Below are 17,444 nucleotides of genomic sequence, written 5' to 3'. Positions count from 1 at the left end.
CCCCTCGCAACGAAGGGGAAATATTCCAATGTCCAACAATTCAGCGGCTCTCCCGAGGCTTCTCGCACTCTCGTGCGTCGGCTTCATCGCCACCGCGCCGGCCATGGCAGCCGATCTGGCCGACGATTCGTCAGCCGACGGCGAACAGGACCGCGATACGATCATCGTCAACGGCCAGCAGGTGCAGGTCGATACGCCCAAGGCGGTCGCTCCCTTGCTCGACACCCCGCGCTCGGTCGTCGTCGTCGACAAGCAGGTCATCAAGGAAACCGGCTCGGCCACGCTGGTCGAGGCATTGCGCACCGTTCCCGGCATCACCTTCGGCGCTGCAGAGGGTGGAAACCCGATCGGCGACCGCCCCTTCATCCGCGGTTTTGACAGCCAGGGCAGCACCTATCTCGACGGCGTGCGCGACATCGGCGCGCAGAGCCGCGAAGTATTCGCGGTCGAACAGATTCAGGTCGTTCGCGGGTCGGATTCGACGCTGGGCGGGCGCGGCAGCGCTGGCGGTTCGCTCAACATCGTGTCGAAAATGCCGCGCAACGAGAATTTCGTCGGCGGTTCGGTTACGGCGGGAACCGACAATTACAAGCGCGTCACCGGCGACGTGAACTATGTCATCGGCAGCAACGTCGCGGTCCGCATCAACGGCATGTGGCACGATCAGGATGTCGCCGGTCGCGACGAGATCTTCCAGAAGCGCTGGGGTGTTGCGCCGTCGATCACGATCGGCGTCGAAGGTCCGACGAAGCTGACGGCCTCCTATTACCACCTCGATACCGACGAGCTTCCCGACAGCGGCATTCCGTATTTCTACACCATCGGCAACGCGCCGCTTGGCGACGTCGTCTTTTCCGAACCGCTGATCGGTACCGGCACTACGCGCGACGGCAGCACGGGCACCGTCGCTCGCGACACCTTCTACGGGCTGATCAACCGCGATTTCCGCGAGAGCAAGACCGACCAGCTGACGCTGCGTTTCGATCATGATTTCGGCAACGGCATCAAGTTCCGCAACACGTCGCGCTACAACCACAATACACAGGCCTATATCTACACGCAGCCCGACGATCAGCAGGGCAATGTGTTCGGCAACGCCGCAGCATCGACGCCCGCGAACATCACCGCCGGCGGCGGCTATGTGTGGCGCCGTGCCAACTCGCGCTATGGCTATACCGGCAGCCTGACCAACCAGACCGACCTCTACGGCAAGTTCAGCACGGGCGGGATCGAGCACAGCTTTGCCACCGGCCTCGAACTGTCATGGGAAAAAGCGCGCCGCGGCAGCTTCAACGTTACGACCCGCAATTTCGCAACGCCGGTCGCGAATCCGCCGGTAAACGCCGCAGCTTGCAACAATGTGCAGGTCGCGACGTTCAACTGCACCAGTCTTTTCAACCCGAATCCCAATGATCCGTGGGTGAATTATGCCAACGGCCTGTACACCGACATCGGGCCGATCACGAAGACGCTGCCGATCCAGGAAACCCGCAACGACGGCACTACCAAGTCGGTCTATGCCTTCGACTCGATGGCGATCGGCGACGCGCTGATCGTGAACCTCGGCCTTCGGTTCGACAGCTTCAAATCGAAAGTGACGCCGGGCCAGGCCGCCACGGCAACGAGCACCTTCTCGCTCAGCCGCAAGGATGACATCGTCAACTACCAGGCGGGCGTAATCTACAAGCCCGTCGCGAACGTGAGCCTCTATGCCTCCTATGCGACATCGGCGACCCCTCCGAACAGCTTGCTGGGCGAAGGTCAGGAAGGGAACAGCCTTGGGACCACGAACACCCAGGCGGCCGTCGATCTGCTGAACTCGCTCAAGGTCGAGAAGACGAAATCCTATGAATTCGGGGCCAAGGCCGACCTGTTCGGCTCGCGGCTATCACTCACGGCCGCAGCCTTCCAGACGGAAACCCAAAATGCCCGCGTGACCGGTGAAAACAACACCGTCCAGTTCATCGGCGAACGCAAGATCAAGGGTATCGAACTCGGCTTCAACGGCACGATCATTCCGGGCTGGACCGCCTTCGGCGGCTATTCCTATCTGGATGCGGAGATTGTCGATGGCGGCTTTACCGCGTTGACGGCCGCAGCCGTTCCCGGACAGGCTGCAAAGACCGTGCTGGTTCCTTCGGTCAACAACGGCAAGCAGTTCCCGCAGACCGCAAAGCACAGCTTCACCATCTGGAGCAATGTCGAACCCACCAAAGGCCTGACGATCGGTGGCGGCGCCTTCTACACCAGCCGCGTCTTCGGCGGATATTCGGACAATCGTTCGGCGACACAAAATGCGGCGGGCGTCGTGACCGTGAACCCGGCGACCAAGGTCGTCTATCGCACGATTCCCGGCTACTGGCGCTTCGATGCGCGGGTCGGCTACAAGATCAACGATCAGCTGGACCTGTCGGTGAACGTCAACAACCTGACCAACAAGGTCTATTTCAACCAGGCTTATACGGCGCACTATGCCAGCATCGCTCCGGGCCGTTCGGCGATTGCGACGCTGAACTTCAAATACTAAGCCGATCCGATGACGACGCTCGACATTGAACGGCTGAAAGCGATGAGTGCGGACGAACTGTCCGCGCTGCTTTCTCCCGACAATGTCGAGCGGTCCGCCGTCATCAAGATGACTGCCGAGGCCGGTTTCGCCGACGCACAGGCGCTCTACGGCCAGATGCTGCTCGACGGCAGTGGCATCGCGCAGGATCAGCGCGCGGCGATCGGCTGGTTCCACAAGGCCGCCGAACAGGGCCATGCGATGGCGATCAACATGATCGGCCGTTGTTACGACCTTGGCTGGGGCGTTGCGATCGACAAGGCGCGCGCCGCCGAATGGTTCAGGATCGCCGCCGACAAGGGGCTCGACTGGGGCCTGTATAATTACGCCACCCTGCTCGCGCTGGGTCAGGGCGTGGCCGAGGACAAGCCGGCTGCGCTGGCGCTGTTCCGGAAGGCGGCGGCGATGGGCAACGCCAAGGCGATCAACTTCGTCGGCAGCTTTTATGAGGATGGCTGGGTCGTCGACCGCGACATGGCGGTCGCCGCCTATCATTATCGCCGTGCGGCCGAAGGCGGGGATTTTCGCGGGCGGTTCAATCACGCCAGAATGCTGGCGGACAACGGCGACGTCGATGGAGCACTTGCCTGGCTGGCGCGTGTCGGGGAAACCGCGACGCCGGCCTTTATGTCCAAAGCCGGTGCCTGGCTGGCCGCCTCCGACGACGAACGGCTGCGGTCCGAAGGCGTCGCGGCGCTGAACGGCCACAATTCAAAGGTCGGCGCGACAAATTGATTGTCCGCCATCCCTGTGGCAGCAGAGTTCTTCCTTTATATTCTGCCCTACGCGACCCAAGGCCCCACCTATGATGATTTCAGTCCCCAATCTTCTCGATGCCGAGGGCGTCGCCGCCGTCCGCGCGATCATCGATGCGGCGGACTGGATCGACGGAAATGCAACCTCCGGCCCTCAATCGGCGCTGGCGAAGAAGAACGAACAGCTCGCCGAAGGCAGTCCGGCGGCCCGCGAAGCCGCAGCGATCATCCTGAAGGCGCTGGGCAATTCCCCCTTGTTCTTTTCAGCCGCGTTGCCGCTCAAGGTCTATCCGCCGCTGTTCAATCGTTATGGCGAGGGTCAGACATTCGGCACCCATGTCGACAATGCGATCCGCATCCAGCGCGGGTCCGACTTCCGTTTGCGCAGCGACCTGTCGGTGACGCTCTTCCTCGAAGATCCTGACGCCTATGACGGTGGTGTCCTCACCATCGAAGATGTTTTCGGTTCACAGCAGGTCAAGCTGCCGGCCGGCCACGCGGTCGTCTATCCTTCGTCGAGCCTGCACCATGTCACGCCCGTCACGCGCGGCACCCGCGTAGCATCCTTCTTCTGGCTCCAGTCGATGGTGCGCGACTCCGGGGCGCGGCGGATGCTGTGGGACCTCGATCAATCGGTACAGCGGCTGACCGGACAGTTGGGCGGAGCCGACCGGTCGGTGATCGAACTGACCGGACTTTATCACAATCTGCTGCGGCACTGGGCCGACAGCTAGCCCAACATCTCGCGCCACGCGCGCGACACATATTCGCGCCCGTTTGCCAGCACACAGGCGGCGAGTTCCTTTTCGTCGGCGAGCAAGATCGCCGCATCGGCGCCGAGCACGGTCAGCGCCGTCGCCCAGCCGTCGGCCATCATGCAACGGCGATGCACGACCGTCACCGACCGCACGCCATTGGCGATCGGGCGGCCGGTGCGCGGATCGAAGCTGTGCGAATAGTGCTGGCCATCGACCGCGAGCCCGCGGCGATAGTCGCCCGAGGTCGCGATCGACAGGTCGTGGAGCGCGATGCGCCATCCGGCGCCCGCCCATGAAGGCGGCACCTCCACGTCGACCCACCAGGGATGGCCGTCTGGGCGAATCCCCTCGCCGCGCAACTCTCCCCCAACCTCGATCAGGAAATGGCGTACCCCGTTTGCGAGCAGCCAATCGGCGGCAAGGTCGACGCCATAGCCCTTGGCGATGCCCGACAGGTCGAGCAGCGCGCCTTCGCTACGACGGATGCGCCGTGCATCACGATCGAGATCGATGTCCCCGTCGCTCGGCACCATGAAGTCGGGAAGCGTGTCGACGGGTCCGGCGGCACCGAAGCCCCAAGCCTCGCTGAGTTCACCCATCGCGAGACTGAAAGCGCCCCCGCTGGCGGTTCCGATGTCGATGCCTGCGGCCACGACCTCGGCGAACTCGGCTGGAATGCTGTGCCATTCACCCGGCGGCGCGCGGTTGAAGCGCGAGAGGTCGGAAACCGCTTGCCATTGGCTCATCTGCGCCACGACGCGATCGAGCGCGGCCTGGACACCCCCACCCGTCCCGGCGGGCGGCGCAACGGCATGCAGGGACCAGCTGGTCCCCATCGTTTCGCCGGCGAAGGTTTCGACGATCGCCCCGGCGTCGCGCCCGGCAAAAGCGGCTGGCGTGAGCGCGCGGGGGATCAGGATGCGATCGGTCAGGGCGCCAGCACTTCCAGCGTCGTGACGTAGCTGGCGCGACGACGCGGCGGCGCATCGGCGGGCGGCGGGCCTTCACCCTCACCCTCGACCTGCGGCGTGGTAACATTCACCCAGTACATGCCGGCTTCGGGGAGTGTCAGCTCGACCTTGCCATCGGCACCCGTCCTGGTGTCGATCTGGCCGAGCTGGTCGCGATAGCGGATGCCGCCCGGGATGACGGTGACCGGCAGGTCGGCGGTCGGCTTGCCGTCGAGCAGGAACTGAAAGGTAAAGGCTTCGCCCGCGATCAGGTCGTTCGGATGTATCACAGGAACCAGCTCGATGCCCTTGCCGGTCGGCTTGAACAGCGTGTTCGTCGGCTCGCCGACCGTCACGAAGATTTCGTTGCGGTTGTTCGATTCGGCGGTGCGCACATTGGTCGCGCCCGCAGGGATCTTTTCGGCGAGGTTGGCGGTCGTCGTGCCGCGCGGCAGGCGCTCGGTCTTGCCGTTCAGGTCATAGCTGCCCATCACGCCGTCGACGACCGAGGCTATCCGCCAGGTGCCCTTTTGCGTCAGGTGGACATCAAAAGTGCTGCGATAGCGACCGGTGGCCTTATTCTCGATCGTCGCCTCGCTGCCGTCGGGCGCCCAGGCCTTCAATGCGTCGAGGCGCATCGGCTGATGCTCGAAATAAAAGAGGTCGTTCGACACCGCGGCGTCGACCGTCACCCAGACATCGTCGCCCGACAGCACCGTCGACGACGGCATCATCCACTGGCGGTGTGCGCTCGCCGGAACCGCGATCATCGCCGCGAGCACGCCGCCCGCCGCAAAACCCCAAAGCTGCTTTTTCATCGTCCTGCCCTTTCGATATGTCAGCGGAAGGCGACCGAAACGGTCCCCAATTCGGTTTTGCCCGCAGCGCGTCCGCCGGCCCCGGCTTTGCCCGGCCAGGTGAAGGGAATACGCAGCAATTCACGGCCGCCGACTTCGCGTGCCGCCTCGACGACGAGCACATATTCGCCCGCCGCGAGCGCGCCGAGCTGGGCGCGGCTGAAGCTGATCTTGTGGGTGCCCGGCGCACGCGTCGCGCCGGTGATGCCGTTGGCTGGAAATGTCATCGAGCGGCCCGAGGCACGCCACCACTGGCGCACGTCACGGAGCCATTTGGTGCCTTCGTTCGCCTTCATGTCATGGTCGTACCAGACCGCGACGGTCTTCGCCGGGGCGCCGGCTTTCTCGACCCAGAAGGCGACATAGGGCTTGTGATATTCGGCAACCTTGAGCTGCGGAATGGTGACGGTGACGTCCATCGTCGCGGGCGCGGCGGCGAGCACCGGCACGGCGAGCGCGGCGCTCAGCGTTCCCCCGATCAGGATCGTACGCGTGGCTGGCTGCATGGACAAACTCCCTAGTGAATGAAGACGATGGCGATGGCGGCGGGGATCGCGAGCCCGGCGCCGACGAGCGGCCAGGTGCTCTTGCGCTTGGCCGAATGAAGCCACAGCAGGAACAGGCCGGTGATCCCGAAGACCAGGCAGGCGAAAGCGAAGATATCGATGAACAGGCTCCACTCGCCGCCCGAATTGCGGCCCTTGTGAAGATCGTTGAGATAGGAAATCCAGCCGCGGTCGGTGACCTCTCCGGTGACTTCGCCGGTCGCCCGATCGATGTCGACCCAGGCGTCTCCACCAGGCCGCGGTGCGGGCAGATAGACGTTCTCGGGCGCCCATTCGGCCTCGCCGGCCTTGACCGGGAAATTCGCCTCGACCCATGCGGCGACGGGCTTGGGAAGCGGTCCCTTGGCATCGGCGGGGTCGGCCTGGGCCAATTGCGCGAGCAGCGTCGGCGGAATCTGCGCTGTCTTTTCGGTGACCACCGGCGACCCCTCGATGTCGGCGGCATGGTTCAGCGTGAAACCGGTGACCGCGAACAATACCAGCCCGATCAGGCTGATCGCCGAGCTCATCCAATGCCACATATGCAGCTGCTTCAACCAGAAGGTCTTGCGGCTCTTCTTGGTGGCCGGGCGCGAGGGAGAGGGTGCGTGCATGAAATCGTTCTGAAAGGAGGCGTTGCGCCGCCACTATCGAGAACGATTCTCAATTACAACAAATAATCCCGCATATCGGGCGCGTCATGCTTTGTTACAAAGCCCCCGTCACAGGCTTGGCAGATCCAGCCCCTTATCGCGTGCGCAATCGATCGCGATGTCGTAGCCCGCATCGGCATGGCGCATGACGCCGGTGCCGGGGTCGTTCCACAGCACGCGCTCCAGTCGCTTCGCCGCTTCGGGTGTTCCGTCGGCGACGATCACCATACCGCTGTGCTGGGAATAGCCCATGCCGACCCCGCCACCATGGTGGAGCGACACCCAGGTCGCGCCGCTCGCGGTGTTCAGGAGCGCATTGAGCAAGGGCCAGTCGGACACGGCGTCTGAGCCATCCTTCATCGCCTCGGTCTCGCGGTTCGGGCTGGCGACCGATCCCGAATCGAGATGGTCGCGGCCGATCACCACGGGCGCCTTGAGTTCGCCCGACGCGACCATTTCGTTGAACGCGAGGCCGAGCCGGTGGCGGTCGCCCAGGCCAACCCAGCAGATGCGCGCCGGCAAACCCTGAAACTGAATCTTCTCGCGCGCCATATCGATCCAGTTATGGAGATGGGTATTGTCGGGGAGCAGTTCCTTCACCTTGGCGTCGGTCTTGTAGATATCCTCGGGATCGCCCGACAGCGCCACCCAGCGGAACGGACCGATGCCGCGACAGAAGAGCGGACGGACATAGGCGGGGACGAAGCCCGGGAAGTCGAAGGCATTCTCGACGCCCTCGTCCTTCGCCATCTGGCGAATATTGTTGCCATAGTCGGTTGTCGGCACGCCCGCAGCCTGCAGGTCGAGCATCGCTTGCACATGCACCGCCATCGAGGCCTTGGCCGCCTTCGCAACCGAAGCGGGATCGCTCTCGCGCTTGGCGAACCACTCGTCGAGGCTCCAGCCGGCGGGCAGATAGCCGTTGACCGGATCATGCGCCGAGGTCTGGTCGGTGAGCAGGTCGGGGCGGATGCCGCGGCGTACCATCTCGGGCAGGATTTCGGCGGCGTTACCGAGCAGACCGACCGAAATCGCCCTGCCCTCGGCGTGGGCTACCTCGATCATCGCGATCGCCTCGTCGACACTCGCCGCCTGCTTGTCGAGATAACCGGTGCGCAGGCGCATCTCGATGCGGCTCGGCTGGCATTCGATCGCGAGGCAGGACGCGCCCGCCATCACTGCAGCGAGCGGCTGCGCGCCGCCCATGCCGCCAAGCCCGGCGGTGAGCAGCCAGCGGCCCTCGAGACTGCCGCCATAATGCTGACGGCCCATCTCGACGAAGGTTTCGTACGTGCCCTGCACGATGCCCTGGCTGCCGATGTAGATCCAGCTGCCGGCGGTCATCTGGCCGTACATCATCAGGCCCTTTTTATCGAGCTCGTGGAAATGCTCCCAATTCGCCCATTCAGGGACGAGGTTCGAATTGGCGAGCAGCACACGCGGGGCATTTTCGTGGGTGCGAAACACGCCGACGGGCTTGCCCGACTGGATAAGCAGCGTCTCGTCGTCGTTCAGGCGACGCAATGCCTCGACGATCCGGTCATAGCTTTCCCAGTCGCGCGCGGCGCGGCCGATACCGCCATAGACGACGAGCTCGTGCGGTGCCTCGGCGACATCGGGATGGAGATTGTTCATCAGCATGCGCAGCGGCGCCTCGGTGAGCCAGCTCTTGGCGCTGATCTCGGGGCCGGTCGCCGGGCGGATCACGCGGCTGTTGTCGAGACGGGTCATGAACGTCCTTTCGCAAAATCGAGGGTTGCGGCGATCACTTGCTCCAGCACGGGCCGGATCGCGGGGTCGGGGTCGAGCGGTGATGGCCAGTTGACGGGCGTGATTGCATCGGGCTCGGCCATATAGCCGCGCTGCGCCAGCTCCATCTGGATCGCATGCACGCCGTCGTCCGGTCGGCCATAGTGGCGCGTCGTCCAGCCGCCCTTGAAGCGCCCGTTGACGACATGGCTGTGGCCGCTCGCGACGCAGATATTGGCGACGACGGTCTCGAGTTCGGGGGCGCAAGCCGCGCCGCCGTTGGTGCCGATGTTGAACTGCGGCAGCTCGCCGTCGAACAGGCGCGGGACATGGCTGCGGATCGAATGCGCGTCGTAGAGGACGACCCGGCCATGCGCCGCTCTCAACCGCTCGAGTTCGGCGGCCAGCGTCTCATGATAGGGGCGGTGATAGAGGTTGAGCCGCTGCATGATCTCGGCTTCGTCCGGTTGACCGAAGCGGTAGAGCGGCTCGCCGTCAAAGGTGGTCGTCGGGCACAGCTCGGTGGTCGCCTGCCCCGGATAGAGCGACGCGCCCGACGGATCGCGGTTCATGTCGATCACGCTGCGGGAAACATCGGTCGCGATCAGGGTCGCGCCGAGGTCGGCGGCGAAGGCGTAGAGATCCGCAATCCACCAGTCGGTGTCGATCTGCGCGTGCCAAGGCGAAACGAACTGGTCGTCGAAGCCCGCGAGATCGGTGCCGCCGTGCGGGAAGGCGATCACGAGCGGCGCGTCGCCGCGCTCGACGCGCAACCATCTCATACGACGAGGCCGGGCAGGTCCCCGACGAGATCGACGAGCTTGCCGGTGCGGACCATCTCCTGCGCCGACGCGATGTCAGGCGCCATATGGCGATCTTCGTCGAGCGTCGGCACTTCGGCGCGCAGCGCGGCGCGAACGCGCTCGACGGCGACGCTCGATTTCAGGCCGCCGTGGAAATCGCACCCCTGCCCCGCCGCAAGCAATTCGATCGCCAGCACCGCGTCGACATTCGCCGCCATCTCGATCAGCCGCCGCGCACCGTGCGCCGCCATCGACACATGATCCTCCTGGTTCGCCGAGGTCGGGATCGAATCGACACTTGCCGGATAGGCGCGCTGCTTGTTCTCGGACACCAAAGCCGCCGCGGTGACCTGCGGGATCATGAAGCCCGAATTGAGACCGGGCCTCGCGACGAGGAAGGCGGGCAGCCCCGAAAGTGCGGGATCGACAAGCATCGCGGTGCGCCGTTCGGACAGGCTGCCGATCTCGCACAGCGCCAGCGCGATCATGTCGGCGGCGAAGGCGACAGGTTCGGCGTGGAAATTGCCGCCCGACAGCGCTTCGTCGGTGTCGGGGAAGATGAGCGGATTGTCCGACACACCATTCGCTTCGATGAGCAAGGTCGCCGCCGCCTGCCGCAGCAGATCGAGCACCGCGCCCATCACCTGTGGCTGGCAGCGCAGGCAATAGGGGTCCTGCACGCGCACATCGCCGAGGATATGGCTCGCGCGGATTTCGGAACCCTCCATCAGCGCGGCGAGCGCCTCGGCGGTCTCGATCTGCCCGCGATGCCCGCGCAGCGCGTGGATGCGTGGATCGAAGGGCGTGTCCGATCCCTTGGCGGCCTCGGTCGAGAGGATTCCGGTGACGAGCGCGCTGCGGTACAGTCGCTCAGCCTCGAACAATCCCGCCAGCGCATAGGCGGTCGAGAATTGCGTACCGTTGAGGAGCGCAAGGCCTTCCTTGGGACCGAGAACCAGCGGATCGAGTCCGACATCGGCGAGCGCCACAGCGGCCGGAACGCGTGCGCCATCAACGAAGATTTCACCCTCGCCGATCATCGCCGCCGCCATATGCGATAGCGGCGCGAGGTCGCCCGAGGCGCCGACCGACCCCTGCGCCGGGATGACCGGGGTCAGCCCACGGTCGAGCATTGCCTCGAGCATCGCGATCGTTGCCGGGCGCACCCCCGACGCGCCGCGCGCGAGGCTGGCGAGCTTGAGCGCCATCATCAACCGCGCGATCGGCACCGGCATCGGCGCGCCGACACCGGCGGCGTGGCTGAGCACGATATTGCGCTGGAGCGTTTCGAGGTCGGCGCTCTCGATCCGGACGGCCGCGAGTTTTCCGAAGCCGGTGTTGATCCCATAAACGGCTTCGCCGCGCGCGAGGATGCGTTCGACCGAGGCGGCGCTTTCGGCGATGGCAGGACGGCAATCGGGCGACAGGCGAACGGGTCCGCCCTGATAGACCTCGCGCCATTCGGCGAAGCTGACCGATCCGGGGTTCAGTTGCATTGTCCGTCCTTGATGCGTGCGTGAAGCGGGTTGAAGCCGATGCGGTAAACGAGCTCGGCGGGTTCGGTGATATTCCAGATCGCGAGGTCGGCGGCCTTGCCGGATTCGAGCGTGCCGATTTCGCCTTGCAGGCCGAGCGCCCTGGCGGCGTTGATTGTCACCGCGCGCAGACATTCGCCAACCGACAGGCCGAACAAGGTGGCGCCCATGTTGAGCATCAGCAACAGCGAGGTCGTCGGCGAGGTGCCGGGGTTGCAGTCGGTGGCGAGCGCGATCGGCACCCCAGCGTCGCGCAGCCAAGCGACCGGTGGTTTCCGGGTCTCGCGCATGAAATAATAGGCGCCGGGCAACAGCACCGCGACGGTTCCCGCACCGGCCATCGCCGCAATATCGGCTTCGTCGATATGCTCAAGATGATCGGCCGAAAGCGCGCGATAGGAGGCGGCGAGGCTGGCGCCCGCGAGGTGCGACAATTGTTCGGCATGGAGCTTGACCGGCAGGCCGGCCGCTTTTGCGGCGACGAATACACGCGCAATCTGCTCGGGCGAAAAGCCGATACCTTCGCAGAAGCCATCGACCGCATCGGCCAGTCCGACCGATGCCGGAATGATCTGCTCGCAGATCAGGTCGACATAGGCGTCGGCGTTGCCCTTATACTCAGGCGGCACCGCGTGCGCCGCGAGCAAGGTCGCGGCGACGCGGACGTCCCGCACCTTGCCCAGCGCCCGCGACGCGCGCAGCATCTTGATCTCATCGTCGAGGGTGAGGCCATAGCCCGACTTGATCTCGATCGTCGTCACCCCTTCGGCGATCAGCGCGTCGAGCCGCGGCAGGGCGCTTTCGACCAGCGCCCCCCCGTCCATCGCCCGCGTCGCGCGCATCGTCGACACGATGCCGCCGCCCGCGCGTGCGATTTCCTCGTAGGTCGCGCCTTCGAGGCGCATCGCCCATTCATTGGCGCGGCTGCCGCCGTAGACCAGGTGCGTGTGACAATCGATCAGCCCCGGAGTGATCAGTCGCCCTTCGCAATCGACGATGTCCGCCGCTTCGGGCGCATCCGCCGCGTCTCCGACCCAAGCGATCCGCCCGTCGCGGACAACGATCGCGCCCCGCTCGATCAGCCCCAGACCGTCACCGGTCAGCGTCGCGATTCGGGCATTGGTCCAGAGTCGATCCATAGTTCATTCTTGCTCGCCATCGCCATTATGTCTAGACATAATAATCCAACATGAGGGAGCATGGCGATGACATCACTCTGGTTCGAACAGGCCCTCCTGCCCGATGGCTGGGCGCGGGACGTGCGCATCGCGGTCGATGCGGGACGCATCGTCGCCGTCGCGACCGGCGTCACGGCGCAGCCCGGTGACGAACGCCACGCCGTCGCCCTCCCCGGCCTCGCCAACCTCCACTGCCATGGCTTCCAGCGCGGCATGGCGGGACTCTCCGAATTTCGCGGGGCGCCCGACGATGATTTCTGGAGCTGGCGCGAGATCATGTACCGCTTTCTCGACCGGCTCACCCCCGACAGCATCGCGGCGATCAACGCGCTGGCCTTCGTCGAGATGATGGAAAGCGGCTTCACCCGCGTCGCCGAGTTCCATTACCTCCACAACGATGCGGACGGGCGACGCTACGCCGACCCTGCCGAAACCGCGGGCGCGGTGGTTGCGGCGGCGGACGAGAGCGGTATCGGCCTTACTCTCCTTCCGGTCTTTTACGCGCATGGCGATTTCGGCGGCGCGCCGCCCGCGCCGGGGCAGCGACGGTTCCTGTCGGACGTCGACAATTTCGCGACGCTTGTCGAGGCAAGTCGCGCCAAATTACCCATCGATGCCGGGTTCGGCATCGCGCCGCATTCGCTACGGGCGGTGACCGCCGAGGAACTGACGTCGATCCTGCCGCTCGCCGACGACGGCCCAATCCATATCCACGCCGCCGAACAGCTGCGCGAGGTCGAAGCCTCGCTCGCATGGAGCGGCCAGCGCCCCGTCGAATGGCTGCTCAACCACGCCGATGTCGATGCGCGCTGGTGCCTCGTTCACGCCACGCATCTGACCGACAGCGAATGCGACCGCCTCGCGGCGAGCGGTGCGGTGGCGGGCCTGTGTCCGGTGACCGAGGCGAACCTCGGCGACGGCATCTTTCCCGCGACCCGCTATCTGGCGGCGGGCGGGCATATCGGGATCGGCACCGACTCCAACATATTGATCGACGCGGCGGGCGAGCTTCGCGCGCTCGAATATAGCCAGCGGCTCCGCGACCGCCGCCGCGCGATGCTCGGCAGCGAGGCGGTGCCGTCGATCGGCGAGCGTCTGTTCGGCGAAGCGCTCGCGGGCGGTGCCCGCGCAACGGGATCGGGCACCGGCCTCGCCACCGGACAGCCCGCCGACCTCTTTACCCTCGCCGTTGCCGACCCGGTCTTTGCGGGTGCCGACACCAGCACGGTCCTCGACCGGTGGATCTTCGCGGCGCGCAGCAACACGATCGACTGCGTCTGGCGCGCCGGACAAAAATGGGTCGTGGGGGGACGTCATGTCGCCCGCGACGCGATCGCCGCGCGCTATCGCGGCGTGGTGGCCGCGCTGCTCGCATGAGTTTCGACGCCCGCATCCGCGCCGCGATCGAGGGCGATATCCGCTCGGGAGCGCTACGCCCCGGCGACCGCCTGCTCTCCGAGCATGACCTCGCGGCGCTGCACGGCTGTTCGCGCGCCACGGTCAGCAAGGCGATGGCGGCCTTGCATCGCGCCGGGCTGATCGAACGGCGGCGCAAGGCGGGGTCGTTCGTCGCCGACCAGCATGTCCATTCGGCGGTGCTTGAAGTCCCCGACCTCGCGCAACTGATCGCGGCGCGCGGCCATGTTTATCGCTGGCAACTGCTATCGCGCGAACAGGCGGGTCCGGAACTGCGTATCGAGGGCCTGCATTATGAAGGCGACACCGCCATCGCGCTCGAAACCCGCTCGATCGCGACCGAGACGGTGCCCGACGCGGCGAAGGAGGGCTTCGACGACATCGCGCCCGGAACCTGGCTGCTCGCGCATATCCCCTGGACGTCGGCGCAGCATCGCATCCGGGCGGCGGGCGCCACCGCGACCGAAGCGGCGGCGCTCGGCATCGCCGAACACACCGCCTGCCTGATCCTCGAGCGCAGCACCTGGCGCGGCGATGCCGCGGTCACGACGGTACGACAGGTGTTTCGCGGCGATATGTTCGACATGGTCGCGCATTTCGAACCCAGCCTCGGCTGAGCCTTAGCGCGCCATCCGCGCTTCCCACGCCAGCATCGTCGTCCGCAACGCCACCGCGTCGTGCAACGCATTGTGCGGCACCGCGCTCGGAACCATCGGCCCGATGATATCGGGATCGACCAGCTCGAACCGCAGGCTGCGCACCGGCTTCATATAGCCAGGCCCGTTGATGAGCAGCCGCGCTGCGAGCGCGATATCTTCGGGCCAGTCGGCGACGAGCAGCGGCGCCGGATCGTCCATCAGATAGGCGGCGAACAGGTCGGTCACCTCCTTGCGGCTGCGCGGGCGGGTTTCGAGCACCGGAAGCGCATTGTCGCGCACCCAAGGGGTCGGATCCTCGACCGAGATCGCCTCATAGAAAGGCGGCAGGCCAGCATCCTCGGGCACAAGCGCGATCGAAATCAGCTCGCCGCAAAAGCCGTTGAACTCGGTATCGAGAAAATAGCGCATCGTCGCCCCGCTTGCCCGCAGGACCATCTGCCCCGACCGACCGAACCTAAGCGCGCGGCGACGCCGGGGCCAAGAAAATTATCCGGCGCCCAGCCGGATCAGAAGGGTTTCGACCTGCGCGTCCCCTGCCCATTTGCTCCGCATCGCGCGGATCAGGCCGGCATCGCCCCATTTTTCGCGCCGCGCCTCGGCTGCGCGAAGAACTGCGAGCAGGCTGCTCCGATCGCGGGCGGCGGATGCCACGAAGGCGGTCCATGCCGCGGTCCGGCTTTCGCCGCTCGCCAAATCGGCTTGGGCGTATTCTAGCAGCAATTTTTGCGCGCTGCCTGACCCAGCGCTCAAGGCCTGCGAAAGCGCCGTCGTGCGCAAGCGCAGCGTGTCGTTCTGGCGAAGCTCGGCGACCTGCGCCTGCGCCCGGACATAGGCGGGATAATCGCCGTCGGCGAGATGGATCACGGCGAGGCAATCGTGGATCACCGCAAAATCGGGGTGACGGCGTGCAAGGTCGTTGAGCGTCGCCACGGCCTCGTCGCGCTCACCCGCCGACCACAAGGCCCAGGCGAGGTCGGTCTGAATCGGCACCGATCCGGGCATCATCGTCTGCGCCTGCCGCAAATGGGTCAGCGCCTCGGCACTCTCGCCATGATCGGCGAGAATGTTACCGAACCAGAAATGGCCGCCGGCGTCGCCAGGCGCGAGCGCGATCGCTTTTTCGAAATAGCGGCGCGCGGCGGCGAAATCGCGGTCGCGCCAATAGGCGATGAAGCCGTTGACGCGATGCGCCGACGCCTGCGACGGCGACAGACGCAGCGCGTCGCCCGCCGCGGCACGGGCTTCGGGGAAGGCCTGCCGGTCGCTGCGCGTGCCGAATTCGCGCGACAGCAACAGCGCCTCTGCCAGCGCGGCGTAGCCCGGGCCATAGCCGGGGTCGCGGCGCGTCACGTCGCGCAGCAGGTCGATCGCCTTTTCGATCGCCGCCGCCTCGCGATCGGCGAGCAAGTCGCGGCCTTTCAGGAACAAATCGGCGACCGCCGGATCGCCGGGCAGCGCGAGCGCCGTCCTGGTTTCCGCAGGCGCCGACGGCACGACCCACGGCACCGCGAACCAGCCCCCGCCGATGACGCCGAGTCCGACCAGCGCCGCCGCGATCGCTTTCCAGCGGCGGCGAGGCGGCGCGGCAAGCGCGGGCTCGCTTGTTCCTCCCTGGGCCCACAGATCGAGCTCTTGGCGGAGCGCATAGACGGTCGCGGTCTTGCCGCCCGGGATACGATGGACCGGCAGATCGCGTTCGCGTGCCCAGCGGATCGCGGTCGTCCGGTCGCGCCCGAAATGCGCTCCGATCGATTTCCAGCCGTCAATGCGATCGGGCAAGACCTTGCTACCCGCCGTCATCGGTGGGCCGCGCTGCACGGGAGCGCCCCGAACGAGATCATGATGCCACCCATCCCTTCCTGCGCTGGCGGACGCCAAGGATCGGGCGGGGCTATCATGCGCGGCCGGGGCCGGCATCCACCATCTGTTTAGATGTCAGCGCGCGGCGACGATGAAGCGGTGCGCGAACAGGCAGAGGTCGGGAAAACCCGAGGTCCCAGTCTTGGCATAGATTTTGTGGAGATGGCTGCGTGCGGTGGCGCGCGCGACGCCCAGCCGCTGCGCCGTTCCGATCATCTCGCCGTTGGTCAGCACATCTTCGAGCACCCTCGCCTCGCCGCCGGTCAGCCCGTGCGCCTCCGCCATCGCGCCATAAGCAAAGCCCCAGCGGCGATCGACTTCGGTCACGCTGACCGCATGCGCGGCGCCGCCGCCTTCGCTGACGTCGCCGTAGCGGTTGCGCGAGAGTGGCTGCGAAGCGAGTAGCAGCCGAAGCTTGCGGTTGCCGAAGTCGAATTCGCGCAGGATGGGCGTTCCTGCGTCAGCAGCGCGCGCGAGCGCCCGTGCGAACGCCGACCGGCGCGCCGCCTCGATCGACGCGAAGCCGGTCATCCGTTGGATTTCGGGTCCGAGGTCGAGAATCTGTCCGTCGTCACCGAGCAACACCAATCCATCGCGCGCACCCTGTGCCGCCTCGCGATACGCCGCCATCAGGTCGGCCTGACGGATGCGGTGGCTCGACAGGATGACCGCGCGGCGCAGATGCGGCACCAGCCCACGCATGGTGGCGACGTCCTCTAGCGAAAAGGGCGCGACATCGCCGGTCCGCAGGATCGCGATCGTCGCGAACATGTCGTCGCGCTTGATCAGATTGACCGCGAGATTGTCGACGATGTGCTGCGGCGCGATATATTCGCGGTAGAAGCGGCTCTCGCGTACCTCGGCCGATTGCAGCAGCGGATAAGCGGGTCGCGGTTCACCCTCGGGCGTCTCCATCAACGCCGGGCGCAGGATATCGAGAGCCGCATAGGTTTCGACATAGCTTTTCAGGAAAGCGGGGTCGTTGCCATATTCGGCCTGGAAACCCGCGGTGCGGGTGCCGCCCATCCAGCCGAGGAACCCCGCCTGCGCGCCAAAATGATCACCGATCCGCCGCAGCAGGTCGGGAAACATCCGCTCGTCGGTGGCGGCATCATAGATGGATTCGACTGGAAACACGGTGGTTTGGCTATGGCGCGTCA

The 17,444-nt window shown here is 65.8% G+C and carries 16 protein-coding genes; 5 read left to right on the top strand and 11 right to left on the bottom strand.

The window, feature by feature from the left end; all coding sequences use genetic code 11:
• Nucleotides 1-103 precede the first annotated feature (103 nt).
• From ASD67_RS21030 to ASD67_RS21020, 3 genes are all read left to right on the top strand, one after another.
• Nucleotides 104-2,527, top strand: a complete 2,424-nt coding sequence (locus ASD67_RS21030) for a TonB-dependent receptor (RefSeq protein ID WP_235535771.1) — start codon at nucleotides 104-106, stop codon at nucleotides 2,525-2,527.
• A gap of 9 nt (nucleotides 2,528-2,536) precedes the next feature.
• On the top strand, nucleotides 2,537-3,301 hold the full coding sequence (locus tag ASD67_RS21025; protein WP_056351230.1) for a tetratricopeptide repeat protein: 765 nt from the start codon (nucleotides 2,537-2,539) through the stop codon (nucleotides 3,299-3,301).
• A gap of 70 nt (nucleotides 3,302-3,371) precedes the next feature.
• Nucleotides 3,372-4,055: a Fe2+-dependent dioxygenase gene (locus ASD67_RS21020; protein ID WP_056351228.1), complete on the top strand. Its 684-nt coding sequence runs from the start codon at nucleotides 3,372-3,374 to the stop codon at nucleotides 4,053-4,055.
• On the opposite strand, the gene ASD67_RS21015 is transcribed toward ASD67_RS21020, so the two are convergent.
• The 8 genes from ASD67_RS21015 to hutI all read right to left on the bottom strand — a co-directional run bounded on the left by ASD67_RS21015 (nucleotide 4,052) and on the right by hutI (nucleotide 12,310).
• Entirely contained in the window at nucleotides 4,052-4,915 is an 864-nt protein-coding gene (locus ASD67_RS21015; RefSeq protein WP_200938080.1) for an FAD:protein FMN transferase, read from the bottom strand. The two genes, ASD67_RS21020 and ASD67_RS21015, sit on opposite strands and share 4 nt — an antisense overlap.
• Before the next feature lie 92 nt (nucleotides 4,916-5,007).
• Nucleotides 5,008-5,847, bottom strand: coding sequence for a DUF4198 domain-containing protein (locus tag ASD67_RS21010; protein ID WP_056351224.1), 840 nt, complete (start codon nucleotides 5,845-5,847; stop codon nucleotides 5,008-5,010).
• 20 nt (nucleotides 5,848-5,867) lie between these two features.
• Complete coding sequence (locus ASD67_RS21005; protein WP_056351222.1) at nucleotides 5,868-6,392, bottom strand: DUF2271 domain-containing protein; 525 nt, start codon at nucleotides 6,390-6,392, stop codon at nucleotides 5,868-5,870.
• 11 nt (nucleotides 6,393-6,403) lie between these two features.
• Nucleotides 6,404-7,045 (bottom strand): PepSY-associated TM helix domain-containing protein, encoded by a 642-nt coding sequence (locus ASD67_RS21000; RefSeq protein WP_056351221.1) that lies wholly within the window; start codon nucleotides 7,043-7,045, stop codon nucleotides 6,404-6,406.
• Between the two features lie 108 nt (nucleotides 7,046-7,153).
• Nucleotides 7,154-8,815 (bottom strand): urocanate hydratase, encoded by a 1,662-nt coding sequence (hutU, locus tag ASD67_RS20995; protein WP_056351219.1) that lies wholly within the window; start codon nucleotides 8,813-8,815, stop codon nucleotides 7,154-7,156.
• Nucleotides 8,812-9,615, bottom strand: coding sequence for an N-formylglutamate deformylase (hutG, locus tag ASD67_RS20990; RefSeq protein WP_056351218.1), 804 nt, complete (start codon nucleotides 9,613-9,615; stop codon nucleotides 8,812-8,814). Before hutG ends, hutU begins: the two co-directional genes overlap by 4 nt.
• Nucleotides 9,612-11,132 (bottom strand): histidine ammonia-lyase, encoded by a 1,521-nt coding sequence (hutH, locus tag ASD67_RS20985; protein ID WP_056351216.1) that lies wholly within the window; start codon nucleotides 11,130-11,132, stop codon nucleotides 9,612-9,614. Before hutH ends, hutG begins: the two co-directional genes overlap by 4 nt.
• Complete coding sequence (hutI, locus tag ASD67_RS20980; RefSeq protein WP_056351215.1) at nucleotides 11,123-12,310, bottom strand: imidazolonepropionase; 1,188 nt, start codon at nucleotides 12,308-12,310, stop codon at nucleotides 11,123-11,125. Before hutI ends, hutH begins: the two co-directional genes overlap by 10 nt.
• Before the next feature lie 66 nt (nucleotides 12,311-12,376).
• Between hutI and ASD67_RS20975 the strand changes: the two genes are divergently transcribed.
• Both ASD67_RS20975 and ASD67_RS20970 read left to right on the top strand, forming a co-directional pair.
• On the top strand, nucleotides 12,377-13,726 hold the full coding sequence (locus tag ASD67_RS20975; protein ID WP_056352278.1) for a formimidoylglutamate deiminase: 1,350 nt from the start codon (nucleotides 12,377-12,379) through the stop codon (nucleotides 13,724-13,726).
• Nucleotides 13,723-14,382 (top strand): UTRA domain-containing protein, encoded by a 660-nt coding sequence (locus ASD67_RS20970; protein ID WP_056351212.1) that lies wholly within the window; start codon nucleotides 13,723-13,725, stop codon nucleotides 14,380-14,382. The genes ASD67_RS20975 and ASD67_RS20970 overlap by 4 nt, the downstream gene beginning before the upstream one ends.
• 3 nt (nucleotides 14,383-14,385) lie before the next feature.
• On the opposite strand, the gene ASD67_RS20965 is transcribed toward ASD67_RS20970, so the two are convergent.
• From ASD67_RS20965 to ASD67_RS20955, 3 genes are all read right to left on the bottom strand, one after another.
• Complete coding sequence (locus ASD67_RS20965; protein WP_056351210.1) at nucleotides 14,386-14,832, bottom strand: hypothetical protein; 447 nt, start codon at nucleotides 14,830-14,832, stop codon at nucleotides 14,386-14,388.
• Between the two features lie 78 nt (nucleotides 14,833-14,910).
• Nucleotides 14,911-16,203: a tetratricopeptide repeat protein gene (locus tag ASD67_RS20960; protein WP_162248624.1), complete on the bottom strand. Its 1,293-nt coding sequence runs from the start codon at nucleotides 16,201-16,203 to the stop codon at nucleotides 14,911-14,913.
• 156 nt (nucleotides 16,204-16,359) lie between these two features.
• A complete protein-coding gene (locus ASD67_RS20955) occupies nucleotides 16,360-17,421 on the bottom strand; it encodes a helix-turn-helix transcriptional regulator (protein WP_156377813.1) in 1,062 nt (353 codons plus the stop codon).
• Nucleotides 17,422-17,444: the final 23 nt, after the last annotated feature.

Origin of the sequence: Sphingopyxis sp. Root1497 (assembly GCF_001427085.1) — a bacterium.
Classification (GTDB): domain Bacteria; phylum Pseudomonadota; class Alphaproteobacteria; order Sphingomonadales; family Sphingomonadaceae; genus Sphingopyxis.
Note: the sequence above shows the minus strand (reverse complement) of the source record. Positions and strands in the feature narration are given on the sequence as shown.